The organism is Pseudomonas sp. AC463 (assembly GCF_979253585.1).
In genome coordinates, this window is sequence record NZ_CEEDDZ010000001.1 from 210,392 (window position 1) to 225,804 (window position 15,413).

Here is a 15,413-nt window from a genome sequence, read left to right on the forward strand (position 1 = left end):
GGTAAAGTAAGCCGTCTCTTGCCAGGGTAGTCGGATGAATAGCGTGCAGCTTTTACGCGGCCAGTTGCGGCCAGTGTTGATGGGGTTGTTGATGAGCGTGGCGTGTGTCGCCACGGTGCGCGCCGATGACGCGGTAGCGCTGACCAGCATCGATCAGGTGCCGGACGGCGTTGAAGTGCGCGGCAAGCAAGTCGCGGCCTATACCTGGGAGGATCAGCAGGGCAAGAACCTGCTGGTGCTCGCCGAACAAGTCAGCGAGCGCGATGACGACGGCACCCAGTCGGCGTTTGTCTACGCGGCCCAGTATCTCATCGACGGCAATCGCCCCAAGCGCGTGTGGATGCTCTACGACGACGTGCAGCATTGCGAGTTCGACGCGTCGCTGCGTTTCGACATGGCCGCCACCAAAGTCACCGACCTCAGCGGCGATGGCATCACCCAGGCCACCGTGGGCTATTCGCGCACCTGCACCAGTGATGTCAGCCCGAATGAATTCAAGCTGATCATGCATGTGGGCAAGTCGCAGAAGTATCGCCTGCGTGGTGTCGACCGGGTCGGCGCAAGTTGGTGGGACGAAGAGGCCGGTGCGCTGCGCGGCATGCCGCTGCCCAAGGATTGCAGCATTGCCGGCCAGCAGGCGTTGGTGAGCCAGTACAAGGAGCAGGGCACCGAGCTGCCATTGCCGGGTTGCTATGGCGATGAGAAGGACTTTGCCAAGGCCCCGCAGGCTTACCTGACCTTTATGCGCCAGCACTGGTTCGCGCTGATGCAGAAGCAGGACACCGAGTGGAGCCAGACCCAAACCCAGCCGCAAGACCCCGTCGAGGAAGAAGACATCGCGCCGTGATTTGGTAGCGAGGCTGCTCCTGGGATAGACTCAGCCTTCGCCAATTCACTAAATACCTCGATTAAACAATGGCTTGTTCGAGGTATTTAATCCAAAGGCTGATCTACATTGACTGAGTCTATCCGCAACCCGCTGACCCTTTACCTCACCCGCCTGGCGCCCTCCAGCCAACTGACCATGCGCTACGTGCTGCAGGATGCCGCCGACCGCCTGGGCTTCGAAGACATCAACCTTGAAGACATCGGTTGGCACCAACTGCAACCCGAACACGTGATCGCCCTGGTGGCCGCCTTGCGCGAGGACGGCTATGCGCCGAATACCTCGTCGCTGTACGTGAATGCGGTGCGCGGGGTCATGAATGAAGCCTGGCGGTTGAGCCTGATCAGCCAGGAACACCTGTTGCGCATGCGCATGGTCAAGGCCGCTGCCGGCAGCCGCCTGGGCCAGGGCCGCAACCTGCGGCGCACGCTGATCCGCGAAATGATGGAGGTCTGCGCCGCCGACCCACGCCCCCAGGGCCTGCGCGACGCGGCGGTGATCGGGATTTTATATGGCTCGGGCATGCGCAAGTCCGAGTCGGTCAACCTCGACCTGGCGCAGGTCAACTTCGACGAGCGCAGCTTGCGGGTGATCGGCAAGGGCAACAAGGAACTGATCAAATATGCGCCCGACTGGGCCTTCGCCAAGTTACAGGCGTGGCTGGCGTTTCGGCGTGAGCAGCTCAAAGAGGGCGAGCAGGACGACAGTTTCCTGTTCAACCGCATCCGCCGGGGCAGCCACATCACCCGCGAGCGCATCACCAAACACGCGATTTACTACATCGCCCGCCAGCGTGGCGAACAGGTAGGGGTGAAGATCATGCCCCATGACTTTCGCCGCTCCTTCATCACGCGGGTGATTGAGGAGCATGATCTGTCGATCGCGCAGAAACTGGCGCACCACACCAATATCCAGACCACTGCCAGCTATGACGTGCGCGACGACAATGAGCGGCGGCGGGCGGTGGACAGGTTTGACTTGTAGTGCCGCTGCAACGTTTAACTGAACAAATGTGGGAGGGGGCTTGCCCCCGATAGCGGTGGATCAGTCAATGTATTTATCAACTGACAGACTGCTATCGGGGGCAAGCCCCCTCCCACATTGGTTTTGTATAAGGCTTTAGAGTATTGGTTTGCCGCCGGTCACGGCGTAACGCGAGCCGGAGATGTAGCTGGCTTCATCCGAGGCCAGCAGCACATAGATCGGCGCCACTTCAACCGGCTGCCCCGGACGACCCAATGGGGTTTCGCTGCCAAAGCTCTTCACATCTTCATCGGTCATGGTCGCCACGATCAGCGGCGTCCAGATCGGGCCGGGTGCCACGCTGTTGACGCGAATGCCCTTGGGGCCCAGCAACTGCGCCAGGCCACCAGTAAAGTTGGCAATCGCGCCTTTGGTAGCGGCATACGCCAGCAAGGTCGGTTTGGGCATGTCGGAGTTGACCGAACTGGTGTTGATGATTGAACTGCCGGCCTTCATATGCGGCAGCGCGGCCTTGCTGATACGAAACATCGCCGTGATGTTGATATCGAAGGTCTTCACCCATTCCTCATCCTCGATCTCTTCGAGGGTTTCGTGGGTCATCTGGAACGCGGCGTTGTTGACCAGCACATCGATGCGGCCGAACTGCTCGACGGTCTTGTCCACCAACGCCTGGCAGGTGGCCTTTTGCGCAATATCGCCAGGCAACAGCAGGCACTGGCGCCCGGCTTCTTCGACCCAACGCGCGGTTTCCCTGGCGTCTTCATGCTCATCCAGATAGGCGATAGCCACATCGGCCCCTTCGCGGGCAAAGGCGATGGCGACCGCACGACCAATGCCGCTGTCGGCGCCGGTGATCAGCGCGATCTTGTTGGCCAGGCGGCCTGAGCCCTGGTAGCTTTTTTCGCCGCAGTCGGGGTACGGGTCCATTTTTTTCTGGGTGCCGGGTACGGCTTGGGCCTGGGGGGCGAATGGCGGGCGTGGGTAATCAGTCATTGCGATCTCCATAGGTTTTCAAAGGCGCTATGGGTTTAGTAATGATGGGCTTGGCGATAGTTGTAATGGATGCGGTTGAGGCCCGACGAGCGGTTCCCGTCGGGCCTGCCGGTGGTATCAGGAGGAGGGCGGGGCGCTCGCCAAGTGGGCCGGCAGGCGGCGCAACGTCCACAGAACCGTGAGCATCGCCGCCACCGCGCAGAGCGCGATGCCGATCAGCATGGGCGCGGGCGTGTGGTCGGCAAATACACCGACAAGGCTCATGGATACCGCCGCCGTGATCATCTGAATCGCGCCCAGCAGGGCCGAGGCGGAGCCTGCCACTGCGCCGTGATCTTCCAGGGACAACACACCGGCCGCGGGCAACAGCAGGCCAAGGAAACCGAAGCCGATAAACAGCAACGTCATCATCAGGGCCAGGCTGTCGACCAACAGGGTGGTGGCCGCCAGCAGGGCCATGACGGCGGCAACCGCCATCACTGACCAGCGAATCAGCGGCGCCAGGCCAAAGCGTGCACTGAGACGTGCGGTGAGTTGGCTCATGGCAAAAAACGACGCGGCATTCAGTGCGAAGCACAGGCTGAATTGCGTGGGCGTGAGGCCGAAGTATTCGATGTACACGAACGGCGCGCTGCCGATAAACACAAAGAAGGTGGCCAGGCCAAACCCGCTGACGATGGACAAGCCGATGAAAACCGGATCACGCAGCAACGCCCCATAACTGCTGAACGCAGTGCCCAGGGTCTTGCCCAGGCGGCGTTCGGCCGGGTGGGTTTCCGGCAGTTGCACGATGGTCATCACCAGGCACGCCACGGCGACCACTGCGAGCACGGCGAACACTTCGCGCCAACTCCACAGCGCGATCACCAGGCTGCCGGCCAACGGCGCGAGGATCGGCGAGACACTCATCACCAGCATCAGCAACGCCATCAGGCGTGCGGCTTCGTGGCCGGTATACAGGTCGCGCACGATCGCCCGGGGGATGACCATGCCGGCGCACGCGCCGAAGGCCTGCACGGCGCGAAACGCAATCAACACTTCAATGGTTGGCGCCAACGCGCAGCCGACACTGCCGATGGCAAAGATCACCAGCCCGGCGTAGATCGGCGGTTTGCGCCCGAATACATCACTCAGCGGGCCATAGAACAGCTGGCACACGCCAATGATCATGAAGAACACCGTGAGGCTCATCTGCACCGCCGCCGGCGAGGCGTGCAGGCTGGCGCCGAGGGTTGGCAGCGCGGGCAGGTAGATGTCGATGGCAAAGGGGCCGACGGCGGTGATCAACCCCAGCAGCAGGGCCAGATGGGCAATACTTCGAGACATTAGGACGTTCCGGGCAGCGCAGAAGCCGGTCAGCTTAAGGGATCCACGCCGATCCGCAAACTTGGGCTTCACTAATACAGCACTGCGCCGATAACGTTATGAGTGGTTGGGTTTCCAACCAGCGGTCCAGGTACGGGGATACCAGCATGACGATCAGATTACGCTTGATGCTATTGATTGCGACCGGGCTGCTGGCTTCGCTGGTCATGAGCCTGGCCGGGTACCTGGGGAATACGCGGATGGGCGACGCCGTGCAGGCCAATGAGGTGAGCATGACGGTGCTGCGCAACCATATGGAAGCCGACATGATGCACGACGCGCTGCGCGCCGATGTGTTGTCGGCGATGTTGGTGGGCCTGGGCAAAAGCACCAGCACCCGGGCTGAGGTGAGCAGCTCGCTCAAGGAACATGCCGAGCATTTCCGCCAGGTACTGGGCGACAACCTCACGCTGCCGCTGGACGACACGCTCAAGGCCAGCCTGGAAAAAATCAAGCCCAGCCTCGATACCTACATCAGCGCCGGTGAGCGCATTGTTGCGCTGGCCCTGGACAATCCCGAGGCCGCGCGCGGCGAACTGGACACCTTCAATACGGCCTTCAGCACGCTGGAAGACCAGATGGCGGCCCTCAGTGAATTGATCGAAACCAACACGCAACAGACCAGCAGCGCCACGCGGCAGACCCTCAGCACCGCCAATTTCACCCTCGGCGCCGTACTGATCGCCAGCCTCTTGCTGCTGTTGGCGCAGGGCCGCTGGGTGATCCTGAGCATCATGGGCCCGCTGCAAACCGCCAGCCGCATTGCTGCAAGCATTGCCCGGGGCAACTTGAGCGAGCCGATTGTCGAACCCAAACGCAACGACGAAGCCGGCGCACTGATCCGCAGCCTGGCCACGATGCAGCGGGATCTGCGCGGCATGATCGAAGTGGTGCGCGGCAATGCCCAGGGCGTCAACAGCATGAGCGAGCAACTCAGCCACGGCTGCCATGAAGTTGCCGGCAGCAGCCAGCAGCAAAGCGCCGCCGCCAGCACCATGGCCGCCGCAGCGAGTGAAATGACCGCCAGCATCGAGGAAATCACCCGGCACGCCGGGCGCGCGCTGGACATGGCCAACCAGGCTGAAACCCTGGCCAAGGATGGCGGCCGGGTGATTCACCAGGTGGTCAAGGACATGGATGGCATTGCTCGTTCAGCGCAGCAGTCGGCCCTGGTGATTCGCACGCTGGACAAGGAATCCGAGGCGATCTTCAGCATTATCCAGGTGATTAAAGGCATCGCTGACCAGACCAATCTGCTGGCCCTGAACGCTGCGATTGAAGCCGCCCGGGCCGGCGAACAGGGGCGCGGTTTTGCGGTGGTCGCCGATGAAGTGCGCAGCCTGGCGGGGCGCACCAGTGCCTCGACCCAGGAAATCGCCAGCATGGTCGGGCGTATCCAGCAGAACACCCGCGAAGCGGTGACCAGCATGGAGGAGGGCGTGGCGCAGGTGGACAAGGGCATGGCCGTGACCGCCGAGGTTGAACGGGCCATCCGCGAAATTCTGCAGGCCACGTTGAACACCACGGAGTTGGTGAATGATATCTCGCGCACGATTGGCGAGCAGAGCCTGGCCAGTAATGAAATCGCGCATCAAGTGGAGATGATCGCGGGCATGTCGGAAAACAATAGTCGAGTGATAGGGCAGACAGCCTCGACCACCGACGAGTTGGCCGGTTTGGCCGGCAAGCTGTCGCAATCGGTCGGGCGTTTTCAGCTTTGAATATATAACCTATTGATTTAACTCAACTAAATAGTCATTTAGTTGAGTTGGATTTCAGGGCAGGGGCTCAGGGTGGGGAGAGGGCAGACGCACGTCGCGCACTGATGCGTTCAACCGTCTGCATATGCTCCGTGCCCCATTGGCACAGCGTTCCCAGTGCAGCTGCCAGGGAGCGCCCGAAGGGAGTCAGGGAATACGCGACTTTGGGCGGGATTTCCTGGAAGTCGACGCGAGCAATGATTTCATCGCGTTCCAGCTCTTTAAGCTGCTGAATCAAAACCTTATCCGTCACGCTGCCAATCGCACGGCGCAATTCGCCGTAACGGTGAACATTCTGCGCCAGGTGGAAGAGCACCAAGGGTTTCCACTTGCCGCCAATCACCGCCAGAGCCGCTTCGAGCCCGCAATTGTAGCTGTTATTCGCCATGGTTATGACTCGCTCGGGGGTACTTACTAAAAGGTGCATACTATTCAAAAGAATAGCCTGGATCTACAGTTGCGCCTCACATTCTTGGGAGTTCACCATGAGCAGGCTCAGCGGAAAAATTGCAGTGGTTACCGGCGGCAACAGCGGCATTGGCCTGGCAAGCGCCATTCGTTTCGCCGCGGAAGGCGCGCAGGTGGTTATCGTCGGACGCAGGCAGGACGAACTGGACAAGGCCCTGCACCTGATCGGCCCTGAGGCCATCGCCATCCAGGGCGACATTTCGAACCTGGATGACCTTGATCGCATCTTCACTCAGGTCAAGGCCAGCAAAGGCCGCATCGACGTGCTGTTCGCCAATGCCGGGCTGGGGGATTTCCAACCGATCGGATCGATCACAGAAGAGTCGTTTGATCGCACGTTCGGTATCAACGTGAAAGGTACGCTGTTCACCGTACAAAAAGCCTTGCCGTTGATGCAAGCAGGCAGCTCGGTAATCCTGACGGGTTCGACGACAGGCACCATGGGCACGCCAGCATTCAGCGTGTACAGCGCCACCAAGGCGGCACTGCGCAATTTCGCCAGAAGCTGGGCGCTGGACCTGAAAGGCACAGGGATTCGCGTCAACGTGCTCTCACCAGGCCCGGTCTCGACACCCGGTTTGGACCACGCGCTTTCAAGCACGGGCCAGAAGGATGCAATCATCGACGACATGACGGCCCAGGTTCCACTGAGCCGCATCGGAAAACCCGAAGAAGTTGCAGCGGCGGCGTTGTTCCTGGCATCGGATGAAAGCAGCTTCATGACCGGCAGTGAAATGTTCGTGGATGGAGGGTTTGCACAAGTGTGAATCCGGCAGGGGTTTTGCCAGTTGAAATCTGACTGGCACCGCCCCTGATTACGTAACAAGACATTACGCATAATGTATATTATGTTAAATTATGTATCAGGCTACCGCTCACCTTTCCTGCTTGAGCACGCCATAGATCTCAGCAACCACCTGCATCGTTGCGTCTTCAAGTGTTCCTTCATTGCGGCATAAAAACCAACCCTGCTCTGCAACCGCGCGCTCGAACGCCTCCGTACACGCCACATGTTGCTCCAGTTCATGGATCACCGTACTGCTCAGCCCACGATTCCGAGCCGCTGCCCTCATCCATGAAATATCCGGCGCGGTCACTACGCCAACATGCAGGTCTGGCACTCGCACGTTTCGATCCATGTTCATTTGCAGAATCTCTGCGAACGTGATTGCCCGGCGAAACGCTGCGTCCGACGGATACCAGCGATCGATCAGGATAATACTGTCGGCCGGCTGTTCAGGCAGCACGTGTTGGGAGATCCAGGCACGGCTGTCAGCGAGGCGCTCACACACCTGCACCTCCAACGCGCGGCTGGGATCTCTGGCGCACTGATTAACCATGGCCATGGTTTGTGCTCTATAGGGATCGCGCTTGCTTTCGCTTAGCCGGATCACCTTTTTATTGTCTGCTCTCAGTACAGCGGTAACGGCCTCCAACAGCGTGGTTTTGCCGACGCCCTTGGGCCCATCCAGAGAAACAAACAGCGGAGGATTCATGGTTCACATCATTACGCGACATTGATGCGCACTCTAGCACGCACTTCCAGACGTATTACCCAGCCCCCAACGGATGCTGGGCTTCGGTGCCTCTCACTTCACCAGATACAACTTGCGTGGCGGGCGCGCGGGTTTTGCCGGCTCGCTGACCAGGCTCTGCAACTGGTTGCTCAAGCTCTGGGTCGAGGTATACAGCTGGTGCAGTGCATCAAGCAGCGCTTGTTGTTGTTTGGCGTCAATTTCATGGGCGCGCTGGGCGAAACTGTCGCGCAGGTTGGCCATGCTTTTGATCAGGGGGCTTTCAGGCGGCGTCATTATTGGCTCCGTTGACCGATCAGTTGAAGATAAAACCATCGAGGCGCTGTTTAAGGTCCACCGCGATCTGCGCGAGGTCTTCGCTGGCAGCACGGGTCTGGTCGGAACGCACGGCAGAATGAATGGACAGATCGCGGATACGAATAATGCTGCGGTCCACCTCTTTGGCGACAAGTGCCTGCTCTTCGCATGCGGTGGCAATCATCGTGTTGCGCTCATCGATGTTGCTCACGGTTTTGGTAATGCCCAGTAATGCGGTGTTCGCCGAGTCGGCTTGCTGACGCGTCGCGGTGGCCTGGTCCGAGCTGTCACTCAAGGCCCGGACGGTTTCCTGGGTACCGCTTTGGATGTGCACAATCATGCGCTCGATATCCATCGTCGAGGTGCTGGTACGGTGGGCCAATGAGCGCACTTCATCGGCGACCACGGCAAATCCGCGCCCCGCCTCGCCGGCGCGCGCGGCCTCTATCGCGGCGTTAAGCGCCAGCAAGTTGGTTTGCTCGGCCACCGACCGAATGACCTCCAGGACTTTGCTGATCTCCAACGTGTTGGAGGCCAATTGCGTCGCTCGCTCTGAAGCACTGCTGACGCTAACGTCAAGTCGGGCAATGGCACTCATGGTCGAATCGAGTTCCTGCTGACCATCTTTTGCCAGATTCAACGAAATCCGCGATTCATCCGAAGCCCCCAGCGCGTTGTGGGCGACCTCCTCCACCGCTTGGCTCATCTCGGTGATGGCCGTGGCGGCTTGCTCGATCTCGCTGTTTTGCAGTTGAAGATCAGTGTTGCTGCTGGCAACCAGCACACTCAGTTCCTCAGCCGAACTCGATAATTGGTTAGCCACCTGGTAAACGCTGGAGAGCGTGTCGCTCAGGTTGTCACGCATCACCACAATGGCGCGCAGCAGTTGCGCCGCTTCATCGTCGCCACCGGCATCGAGCTCGACGCTGCGCAAATCACCGGAGGTGATCACGTTGGCACACTCGAGCGCCTGCGTGATCGGCCGGGCAATGCTGACGGTCAGGCGATGGGCGATGAGCGTAGCGCCCAAGGCGGCCAGGACGATAGTGATCAGGGTGATTCTCAAGGCCGTGTCGTACGCTTTCTGCCCCGCAGCGCTGGCGACACGTTGCGCGTCGTCGTTGAGGCGCTCCAGCTCACCCAGGGCTTTGTTCATGTCCTGCGCGACCTTGGCCATGTCGCCGCTCACCAAGGCATTCGCTTGTGCGGTCAGGCCTTGGCCAAGCGCGTCGCGGCCCTGTTGGGCGAGTGTTCGATACTTTTCATACAGTGCATTAATAGTGTTGAACAGATCACGTTCGTGCTCACTGGTGATCAGGGGCCGATAGGCTTCCTGGGCGGCGACGAACTCTTGGGTTTCGGCGGTAAACGCGGCGTACAGTGCCGGCAGGTCGTCAGGCTTGGTCGAGGTCAGCAGGCTGAGGGCGCGGAATCGCACTTTGGTAAAGGCCAGGGTGATGTCGTCACCCAGGGCGATCCCCGGCAGTGCATCGTTTTCAACCACCAGGCTGGCGTTGCGAATTTCCTGGGACTGCAGCATGGCGAAGGCGCCCACGCCGATCAACGTCAGGATCACTGCGGCAAAACACACACGCATACGTGTTGCCAATCTGAATCGTCTTAACCACATCAACTGTTCCATCCGCGCTTGAGAAATCTTGAAACGAATTCTCCTCTGCTTTTGTCGGCGCTTTTGACGATCAGGCCTTGAGGACAAATGAAAGCGGGATGGGGATAAACAATGTCAACCGTGGGTAGGTTCGGTCGAGGCGGTTGAAAGGCGGTAGCGCCCCGGTGCCATCCCAAACCAGCGCTCACAGGCTTTGTTGAGCGCACTCTGGCTTTTGAAACCGACGCTGTAGCTGATGTGCTTGAGGGGTTGTGCGGTATTCACCAGCAGGTGATGCGTCTGTTGACACCGGGCCTGGTCCAGCAGTTTTTGAAAGCTTGCCCCGGACATTTCCAAGGCGCGGGTCAGTTGGTGTGTCGAGAGGTTGAGGGCGCGGGCAACCTCGTCGACCGTGACCGGCCTGGTCTGGTGCAGGTGCTGCAAGACCACGCGTTTTACCCGCATGGAGATGCTGTCAGTGGCTAACTCACGGGTTTTGCGCTTGAGGTATTCATGGTGCATTTGCTGCAGGGTGGCATCAAATGTCGGCAGGGGCAGGTCAGTGTCACAGCGCATAAACGTTAACGCATTGACGGTCGAAGAGAACACCAGGTTGGGCCCGAACATCTGTTGCAGTTGCCGGGTGTCTTGAGGGGCGGGATAGGTGAACTCTGCCAATGTCGGCATGATGCGTACCGTCGGCGTAAGCCAATGCAACAGGCCCATCGTAATCGACGCGATCGCGTCGATAAACACCCTGGGCAGTGGCGGCCCTGAGGCGTCGGCCGACGTTCCGACAAATCTCAACTGTGCGCGCTGCTCCTCGATATATAGGCAAAAGCCAGTGCCCACGGTGGGGTAAAAATCGATGATGCATTGAAGTGCGCTATGAATCGTCGCGCTCGACATGATCGCAAAGCCCAGAACCCCCAAATTACCGGGATGCGCCTTCTGATAGGCCAGCAAGCCAATGTCTTCTCCCCCGCTGCGCCGTTGAACCTGCAGGAAAAACTCGTTGAGTTCATCGAGGGGGATTTGTTGTGCGCCGCCCGACAGGTTCGCAATCGCTCCTGCGAAAGTCGGCTGAGACGGGGTGGGGTCAAGGTGAGCGAGCCCTATACCACTGATTAATGCTTGAGCGAGTACTGCGGAAATACTGTGCATCGTGATTCCAGAATAAGACCGTTGGAGCTCCTTTTATGTTTATTCTGGATGCGCTCGTACTGGTAAAAATTGGACAAGTTGTAGGACAACTTACCACTCTCCATGCAAACGTGCAGCAGTTTCACGCAGGTCTATAGAGTCGCCATCGGCCCCACCCGGCCACTGAGCGTATGTGATTTACGCATAGCCCATTCTCAAACGTCATAATCCCCGGCCCGCCTGCATGGTAATCTCGCGCGACCACGAATAGACATAGATCGTCACATGACGATGACCAGAGCCAGGAAAGAACATGCCGAAAAAATCTCACTCAGCGCTGCGCCGTAATTTCCGTGAATTGCTTGCAACACCCGCCTGCGTTGAAACCGCTTCTGTATTTGACCCGATGTCGGCGCGTATCGCCGCCGACCTGGGGTTTGAGGTTGGCATCCTGGGAGGCTCCGTCGCCTCGTTGCAGGTACTGGCTGCACCCGATTTTGCATTGATCACACTGAGTGAGTTCGTTGAACAGGCCACCCGTATCGGCCGCGTTGCCCAACTGCCTTTTATAGCCGACGCCGACCACGGCTACGGCAACGCGCTGAACGTGATGCGCACCGTTGAAGAACTCGAGCGCGCCGGCGTCGCGGCACTCACTATCGAAGACACCTTGCTGCCCGCGCAATTCGGGCGCAAATCCACCGACCTGATCTCCATCGGCGAAGGCATCGGCAAAGTCCGCGCGGCGCTGGAAGCGCGTGTCGACCCCGAGCTGTCGATCATTGCGCGGACCAACGCCGGTGTGCTGCCCACTGAAGCGGTGATCGAACGCACCCTGGCCTATCAGAAAGCCGGTGCCGACGGGATTTGCATGGTCGGTGTCAGCGATTTCGAGCACCTGGAAAAGATCGCCGAACACCTCACCGTCCCGTTGATGCTCGTCACCTACGGCAACCCCAAGCTCAATGACAGCCAACGCCTCGCCAGCCTGGGCGTGCGTGTGGTGGTTGCCGGCCATGGCGCCTACTTTGCCGCGATCAAGGCCACCTACGACAGCCTGCGCGCCCAGCGCCAGTTGACCCATAGCACCTCGAACCTCAGCGCCACCGAACTGACGCACACCTACACGTTGCCGGAAAGCTACGTGGCCTGGGCCGAAGAGTTCATGGACGTAAAAGAGTAATACCCGGGCGCTAAAAGGGGGGCGATCACCCCTCTGCCCTCCTCCCCCGTTAGTTCAACTAACCGGCAGATCAAAAACTCCCCACGAAAAAATCCGCCGCAGAATCTGCGGCGGCAACCAAAGGGTTTTGTCGAAGCAGAGCGGCTAAGACGGACTCAACGCTACACCGCTGGGCGGTTAAATAATGTGAAGTTTAATTAATCGAGTTTCATCCCGCACCCGGCTGCAGCCCGCGCAAACTGTGCCTGCAATCAGCTTCGACAAATACGTCGAATACAATAAAAACCTGTAGCACCTCACCTGAAAAACCCTGCCCAAACAACCTGTGCGCCATCCAATAAGTGCGGTGTTTCTGTGCGCGTTAATTATTCCGGGGAAATAAGAACATGATCAAACAGTGCAGCCTGTTAGCGCTGGCGGTGTGCGCCAGTATCAGCCAAGTCGCGTTTGCCGACGCCGTTTCGGACCAGGCCGACGCCAAGGGTTTTATCGAGGGCAGCAGCGTCACCGGGTTGCTGCGCAACTACTACATGAACCGCAACCGCGAAGGCGGCCGGGCCGACAACATCGACTGGACCCAAGGCGCAATGCTCAACTACGCCTCGGGTTTCACCCAGGGCACCATCGGTTTTGGCGTGGACGCCTACGCCTACGGCGGGCTGAAACTCGACGCCACCCACGCCGATGCCGGCACCGGCAACCTGCCTACCGATCGGCATGGCGACCCGGAAGACGCCTACGGCTCCGTCGGCGCGGCGGTGAAGATTAAGATCTCCAAGACCCAGCTGAAATTCGGCGACATGCAGCCCACCGCGCCCGTGTTCGCCACCGGCGGCACCCGCCTGTTGCCGCAAACCGCCACCGGGTTTGACCTGACCAGCAGCGAAATCGCCGGCCTGGACCTGGAGGCCGGGCATTTCACCAGCACCAACAGCGGCATGACCAGCAACCATGACCACGATATCTACGCCACCTACGCGAATATCCCCGCCAACAGTGCAAGCTTTGTCGGCGGCAAATACACCTTCACTCCGTCGCTGAGCGCCACGCTGTACGCCGGCGAGCTGGAAGACATCTGGCGCCAGTACTACACCAACCTCAACTACGTGATCCCGCTGGGCCATGACCAGTCGCTGGCCCTGGACGGCAACCTGTATCGCACCCTCGACACCGGCAGTGCCAAGGCCGGTGCGATCAACAACACCACCTATTCGCTGGCGGCGGCGTACTCGTTCCTGCAGGCGCATACACTGACGCTGTCGTTCCAGAAGGTGCACGGCGACACGCCCTTTGACTACATCGGCACTGGCAATAACGGCGCAGGTGAAGGCGGCGACTCGGTGTTCCTGGCCAACTCGGTGCAATGGGGCGACTTCAACGGCCCGGGCGAACAGTCCTGGGGCATTCGTTATGACCTGAACATGGCCAGCTATGGCGTGCCGGGGCTGAGTTTCATGACCCGCTACATCAACGGCTCCGACATCAACGGCACGCACACCCCGGTTGGCAGCGCCTATGCCGGCGACTACGGCGCGGATGGCGCGCACCATGAAACCGATGTGGAAGCCAAATACGTGATCCAGAGCGGCCCGGCGAAGAACCTGTCGTTGCGCGTGCGCGACGCCATCGTGGCGTCGAACGCCGACCAGCGTGATGGGGATTTGAACGAGCTGCGAGTGATCGTCGACTACCCGTTCACCTTGTTGTAAATGGCTGCAAGGGAGAGGGATCAAACTCCCTCTCCTGAGGATCAGCCAACCCAGCCTATGGCCGCTTTGGGGATCACTTCCGACTCATCCAGCTTCGACGCAAACATGCTCACCGCCTGCACCGCATCACTGGTGCTGGTGCGAATCTGCAGGATCACCGACCCCGCCTGGTCCGCCAGGTGCACGCCGCGTTGTGCGCCTTCCTGGGTGGCATTCATGCTGGTCACCGCGTCGCGGGTTTCCGACAGAATCAGGCCAATCATCTCGGCGATTTCCGCCGTGGAACGGCTGGTACGCCCCGCCAGTTGCCTTACTTCGTCAGCAACCACCGCAAAGCCACGGCCTTGATCGCCCGCACGCGCAGCCTCAATGGCGGCGTTGAGTGCCAGCAGGTTGGTCTGGTCGGCGATGCCGCGAATGGTATTGACGATGGCCGTGATTTGCTCGGACCGATCGCCCAGTTGCCCGACCAAACGCGCCGACGCGCCAATGTTATCGGCGATGCGGCGCATCTCCGTGGCGGTTTCCTGGATCACCTGGGTGCCGTGTTCGGCAAAGCGCTCGGTCTCGGAGGAAATATGGTAGGCCCGCGAGGCACCGCGTGAGTCTTCCTCGAATTTCTCCACGCGCTCGGTGATGTCGCTGGCAAACTTGACGATCTTGATCAGCGTGCCTTCGGCGTCGTACACCGGGTTGTAACTGGCTTCCAGCCACACCACGCGGCCATGTTTGCCCAGGCGTTTGAATTGCCCGGTAAAGAATTCACCGTTATTCAGGCGGCGCCAGAAATCAGCGTATTCGCTGCTGTTGACCAACACCGGCTCGCAAAACACCTGGTGATGTTTGCCTTTGATCTCTGCCAGTGAATAGCCCATCACGTTCAAGAAGTTCGGGTTGGCCTCCAGCACTTGGCCACGCAAATCGAATTCGATCACTGCCATTGCCCGGTCCAGTGCGACCAGCTTGCTGCGCGTGGCCGCCTCTTGCGCGACCTTCTCGGTGACGTCCAGCGCGTACTTGACCACCTTCAACACCTGGCCACGCTCGTCCAGCACCGGGTTGTAGCTGGCTTCAAGCCAAATGGTCTTGCCGTTGGCGCCCACGCGCTTGAAGGTCCCCGACACAAACTTGCCGGCCTTCAGCTCGCCCCAGAATTGGCTATAGGCCGGGCTGTTGGTCAGCGCCGGCAAGCAAAAATCGCGGTGGGTTTTACCAGCCAATTGCTCACGGCTGTAACCCAGGACATTGAGAAAGTTGTCGTTGGCACGCAGCACCTTGCCGTTGAGGTCAAATTCGACCACGGCCATGGAGCGCTCAAGTGCGCCAATCAGTCCTTTATATTCAGTGACGTCGGCCGTCCTGGCCGCCAGTTCGGTTTTAAGTGCAGTGTTGAACATGACGTACCCTCAGGCGTGCGAAGAACCTAGTGCTAACTTCGCTATCGGCTGGTAAATACGCGACTTAACGTGACATGAATGTTT

Annotated in this window: 14 protein-coding genes and 1 pseudogene; 7 read left to right on the plus strand and 8 right to left on the minus strand. The window is 59.6% G+C overall.

What is annotated here, in order from left to right:
* Positions 1–34: 34 nt before the first annotated feature.
* Positions 35–847 (plus strand): M949_RS01915 family surface polysaccharide biosynthesis protein, encoded by an 813-nt coding sequence (locus AC0IYH_RS01020; protein WP_116627964.1) that lies wholly within the window; start codon positions 35–37, stop codon positions 845–847.
* A gap of 108 nt (positions 848–955) precedes the next feature.
* Positions 956–1,870 carry a tyrosine-type recombinase/integrase gene (locus AC0IYH_RS01025; RefSeq protein WP_122772152.1) on the plus strand — a complete coding sequence of 305 codons (915 nt, stop codon included), beginning with the start codon at positions 956–958 and terminating at the stop codon, positions 1,868–1,870.
* A 135-nt stretch (positions 1,871–2,005) separates the two neighbouring features.
* Here AC0IYH_RS01025 and AC0IYH_RS01030 read toward each other — a convergent pair whose 3' ends face one another.
* Both AC0IYH_RS01030 and AC0IYH_RS01035 read right to left on the minus strand, forming a co-directional pair.
* Positions 2,006–2,863, minus strand: a complete 858-nt coding sequence (locus tag AC0IYH_RS01030; protein WP_471832723.1) for a glucose 1-dehydrogenase — start codon at positions 2,861–2,863, stop codon at positions 2,006–2,008.
* Positions 2,864–2,980: 117 nt separating this feature from the next.
* Positions 2,981–4,189, minus strand: coding sequence for a multidrug effflux MFS transporter (locus AC0IYH_RS01035; RefSeq protein ID WP_471832724.1), 1,209 nt, complete (start codon positions 4,187–4,189; stop codon positions 2,981–2,983).
* 146 nt (positions 4,190–4,335) lie between these two features.
* Here AC0IYH_RS01035 and AC0IYH_RS01040 point away from each other — a divergent pair.
* Both AC0IYH_RS01040 and AC0IYH_RS01045 read left to right on the plus strand, forming a co-directional pair.
* Positions 4,336–5,091 (plus strand): annotated as a pseudogene (locus AC0IYH_RS01040) (MCP four helix bundle domain-containing protein); the annotation flags it as partial.
* A 132-nt stretch (positions 5,092–5,223) separates the two neighbouring features.
* Positions 5,224–5,949 (plus strand): methyl-accepting chemotaxis protein, encoded by a 726-nt coding sequence (locus AC0IYH_RS01045; RefSeq protein WP_471832847.1) that lies wholly within the window; start codon positions 5,224–5,226, stop codon positions 5,947–5,949.
* A 67-nt stretch (positions 5,950–6,016) separates the two neighbouring features.
* Here the strand turns inward: AC0IYH_RS01045 and AC0IYH_RS01050 are convergent, their stop codons facing one another.
* Positions 6,017–6,376: a winged helix-turn-helix transcriptional regulator gene (locus AC0IYH_RS01050; protein WP_471832725.1), complete on the minus strand. Its 360-nt coding sequence runs from the start codon at positions 6,374–6,376 to the stop codon at positions 6,017–6,019.
* Positions 6,377–6,473: 97 nt separating this feature from the next.
* Between AC0IYH_RS01050 and AC0IYH_RS01055 the strand changes: the two genes are divergently transcribed.
* Positions 6,474–7,223, plus strand: a complete 750-nt coding sequence (locus AC0IYH_RS01055) for an SDR family NAD(P)-dependent oxidoreductase (protein ID WP_471832726.1) — start codon at positions 6,474–6,476, stop codon at positions 7,221–7,223.
* Between the two features lie 108 nt (positions 7,224–7,331).
* Here AC0IYH_RS01055 and AC0IYH_RS01060 read toward each other — a convergent pair whose 3' ends face one another.
* The 4 genes from AC0IYH_RS01060 to AC0IYH_RS01075 all read right to left on the minus strand — a co-directional run bounded on the left by AC0IYH_RS01060 (position 7,332) and on the right by AC0IYH_RS01075 (position 11,061).
* Positions 7,332–7,952 (minus strand): dTMP kinase, encoded by a 621-nt coding sequence (locus AC0IYH_RS01060; protein ID WP_471832727.1) that lies wholly within the window; start codon positions 7,950–7,952, stop codon positions 7,332–7,334.
* A gap of 93 nt (positions 7,953–8,045) precedes the next feature.
* The gene (locus AC0IYH_RS01065) at positions 8,046–8,267 is read right to left on the minus strand and encodes a hypothetical protein (RefSeq protein ID WP_116627972.1); all 222 of its coding nucleotides are present in this window, start codon (positions 8,265–8,267) and stop codon (positions 8,046–8,048) included.
* A 19-nt stretch (positions 8,268–8,286) separates the two neighbouring features.
* On the minus strand, positions 8,287–9,885 hold the full coding sequence (locus AC0IYH_RS01070) for a methyl-accepting chemotaxis protein (RefSeq protein WP_471832728.1): 1,599 nt from the start codon (positions 9,883–9,885) through the stop codon (positions 8,287–8,289).
* 147 nt (positions 9,886–10,032) lie between these two features.
* Complete coding sequence (locus AC0IYH_RS01075) at positions 10,033–11,061, minus strand: AraC family transcriptional regulator (RefSeq protein ID WP_116627973.1); 1,029 nt, start codon at positions 11,059–11,061, stop codon at positions 10,033–10,035.
* 292 nt (positions 11,062–11,353) lie between these two features.
* Here AC0IYH_RS01075 and AC0IYH_RS01080 point away from each other — a divergent pair, with 292 nt between their 5' ends.
* The gene (locus tag AC0IYH_RS01080) at positions 11,354–12,223 is read left to right on the plus strand and encodes an isocitrate lyase/PEP mutase family protein (protein ID WP_116627974.1); all 870 of its coding nucleotides are present in this window, start codon (positions 11,354–11,356) and stop codon (positions 12,221–12,223) included.
* Between the two features lie 386 nt (positions 12,224–12,609).
* Positions 12,610–13,932 carry an OprD family porin gene (locus AC0IYH_RS01085; protein ID WP_116627975.1) on the plus strand — a complete coding sequence of 441 codons (1,323 nt, stop codon included), beginning with the start codon at positions 12,610–12,612 and terminating at the stop codon, positions 13,930–13,932.
* Positions 13,933–13,973: 41 nt separating this feature from the next.
* On the opposite strand, the gene AC0IYH_RS01090 is transcribed toward AC0IYH_RS01085, so the two are convergent.
* Positions 13,974–15,329, minus strand: coding sequence for a methyl-accepting chemotaxis protein (locus tag AC0IYH_RS01090; RefSeq protein WP_116627976.1), 1,356 nt, complete (start codon positions 15,327–15,329; stop codon positions 13,974–13,976).
* Positions 15,330–15,413 lie beyond the last annotated feature (84 nt).

What these genes read in the sequence shown, in the direction of transcription:
- AC0IYH_RS01020 (WP_116627964.1), top strand. Translation starts at nt 35, where the DNA reads ATGAATAGCGTGCAGCTTTTACGCGGCCAGTTGCGGCCAGTGTTGATG.
- AC0IYH_RS01030 (WP_471832723.1), bottom strand. Translation starts at nt 2,863, where the DNA reads ATGACTGATTACCCACGCCCGCCATTCGCCCCCCAGGCCCAAGCCGTA.
- AC0IYH_RS01035 (WP_471832724.1), bottom strand. Translation starts at nt 4,189, where the DNA reads ATGTCTCGAAGTATTGCCCATCTGGCCCTGCTGCTGGGGTTGATCACC.
- AC0IYH_RS01045 (WP_471832847.1), top strand. Translation starts at nt 5,224, where the DNA reads ATGGCCGCCGCAGCGAGTGAAATGACCGCCAGCATCGAGGAAATCACC.
- AC0IYH_RS01050 (WP_471832725.1), bottom strand. Translation starts at nt 6,376, where the DNA reads ATGGCGAATAACAGCTACAATTGCGGGCTCGAAGCGGCTCTGGCGGTG.
- AC0IYH_RS01055 (WP_471832726.1), top strand. Translation starts at nt 6,474, where the DNA reads ATGAGCAGGCTCAGCGGAAAAATTGCAGTGGTTACCGGCGGCAACAGC.
- AC0IYH_RS01060 (WP_471832727.1), bottom strand. Translation starts at nt 7,952, where the DNA reads ATGAATCCTCCGCTGTTTGTTTCTCTGGATGGGCCCAAGGGCGTCGGC.
- AC0IYH_RS01065 (WP_116627972.1), bottom strand. Translation starts at nt 8,267, where the DNA reads ATGACGCCGCCTGAAAGCCCCCTGATCAAAAGCATGGCCAACCTGCGC.
- AC0IYH_RS01070 (WP_471832728.1), bottom strand. Translation starts at nt 9,885, where the DNA reads ATGCGTGTGTGTTTTGCCGCAGTGATCCTGACGTTGATCGGCGTGGGC.
- AC0IYH_RS01075 (WP_116627973.1), bottom strand. Translation starts at nt 11,061, where the DNA reads ATGCACAGTATTTCCGCAGTACTCGCTCAAGCATTAATCAGTGGTATA.
- AC0IYH_RS01080 (WP_116627974.1), top strand. Translation starts at nt 11,354, where the DNA reads ATGCCGAAAAAATCTCACTCAGCGCTGCGCCGTAATTTCCGTGAATTG.
- AC0IYH_RS01085 (WP_116627975.1), top strand. Translation starts at nt 12,610, where the DNA reads ATGATCAAACAGTGCAGCCTGTTAGCGCTGGCGGTGTGCGCCAGTATC.
- AC0IYH_RS01090 (WP_116627976.1), bottom strand. Translation starts at nt 15,329, where the DNA reads ATGTTCAACACTGCACTTAAAACCGAACTGGCGGCCAGGACGGCCGAC.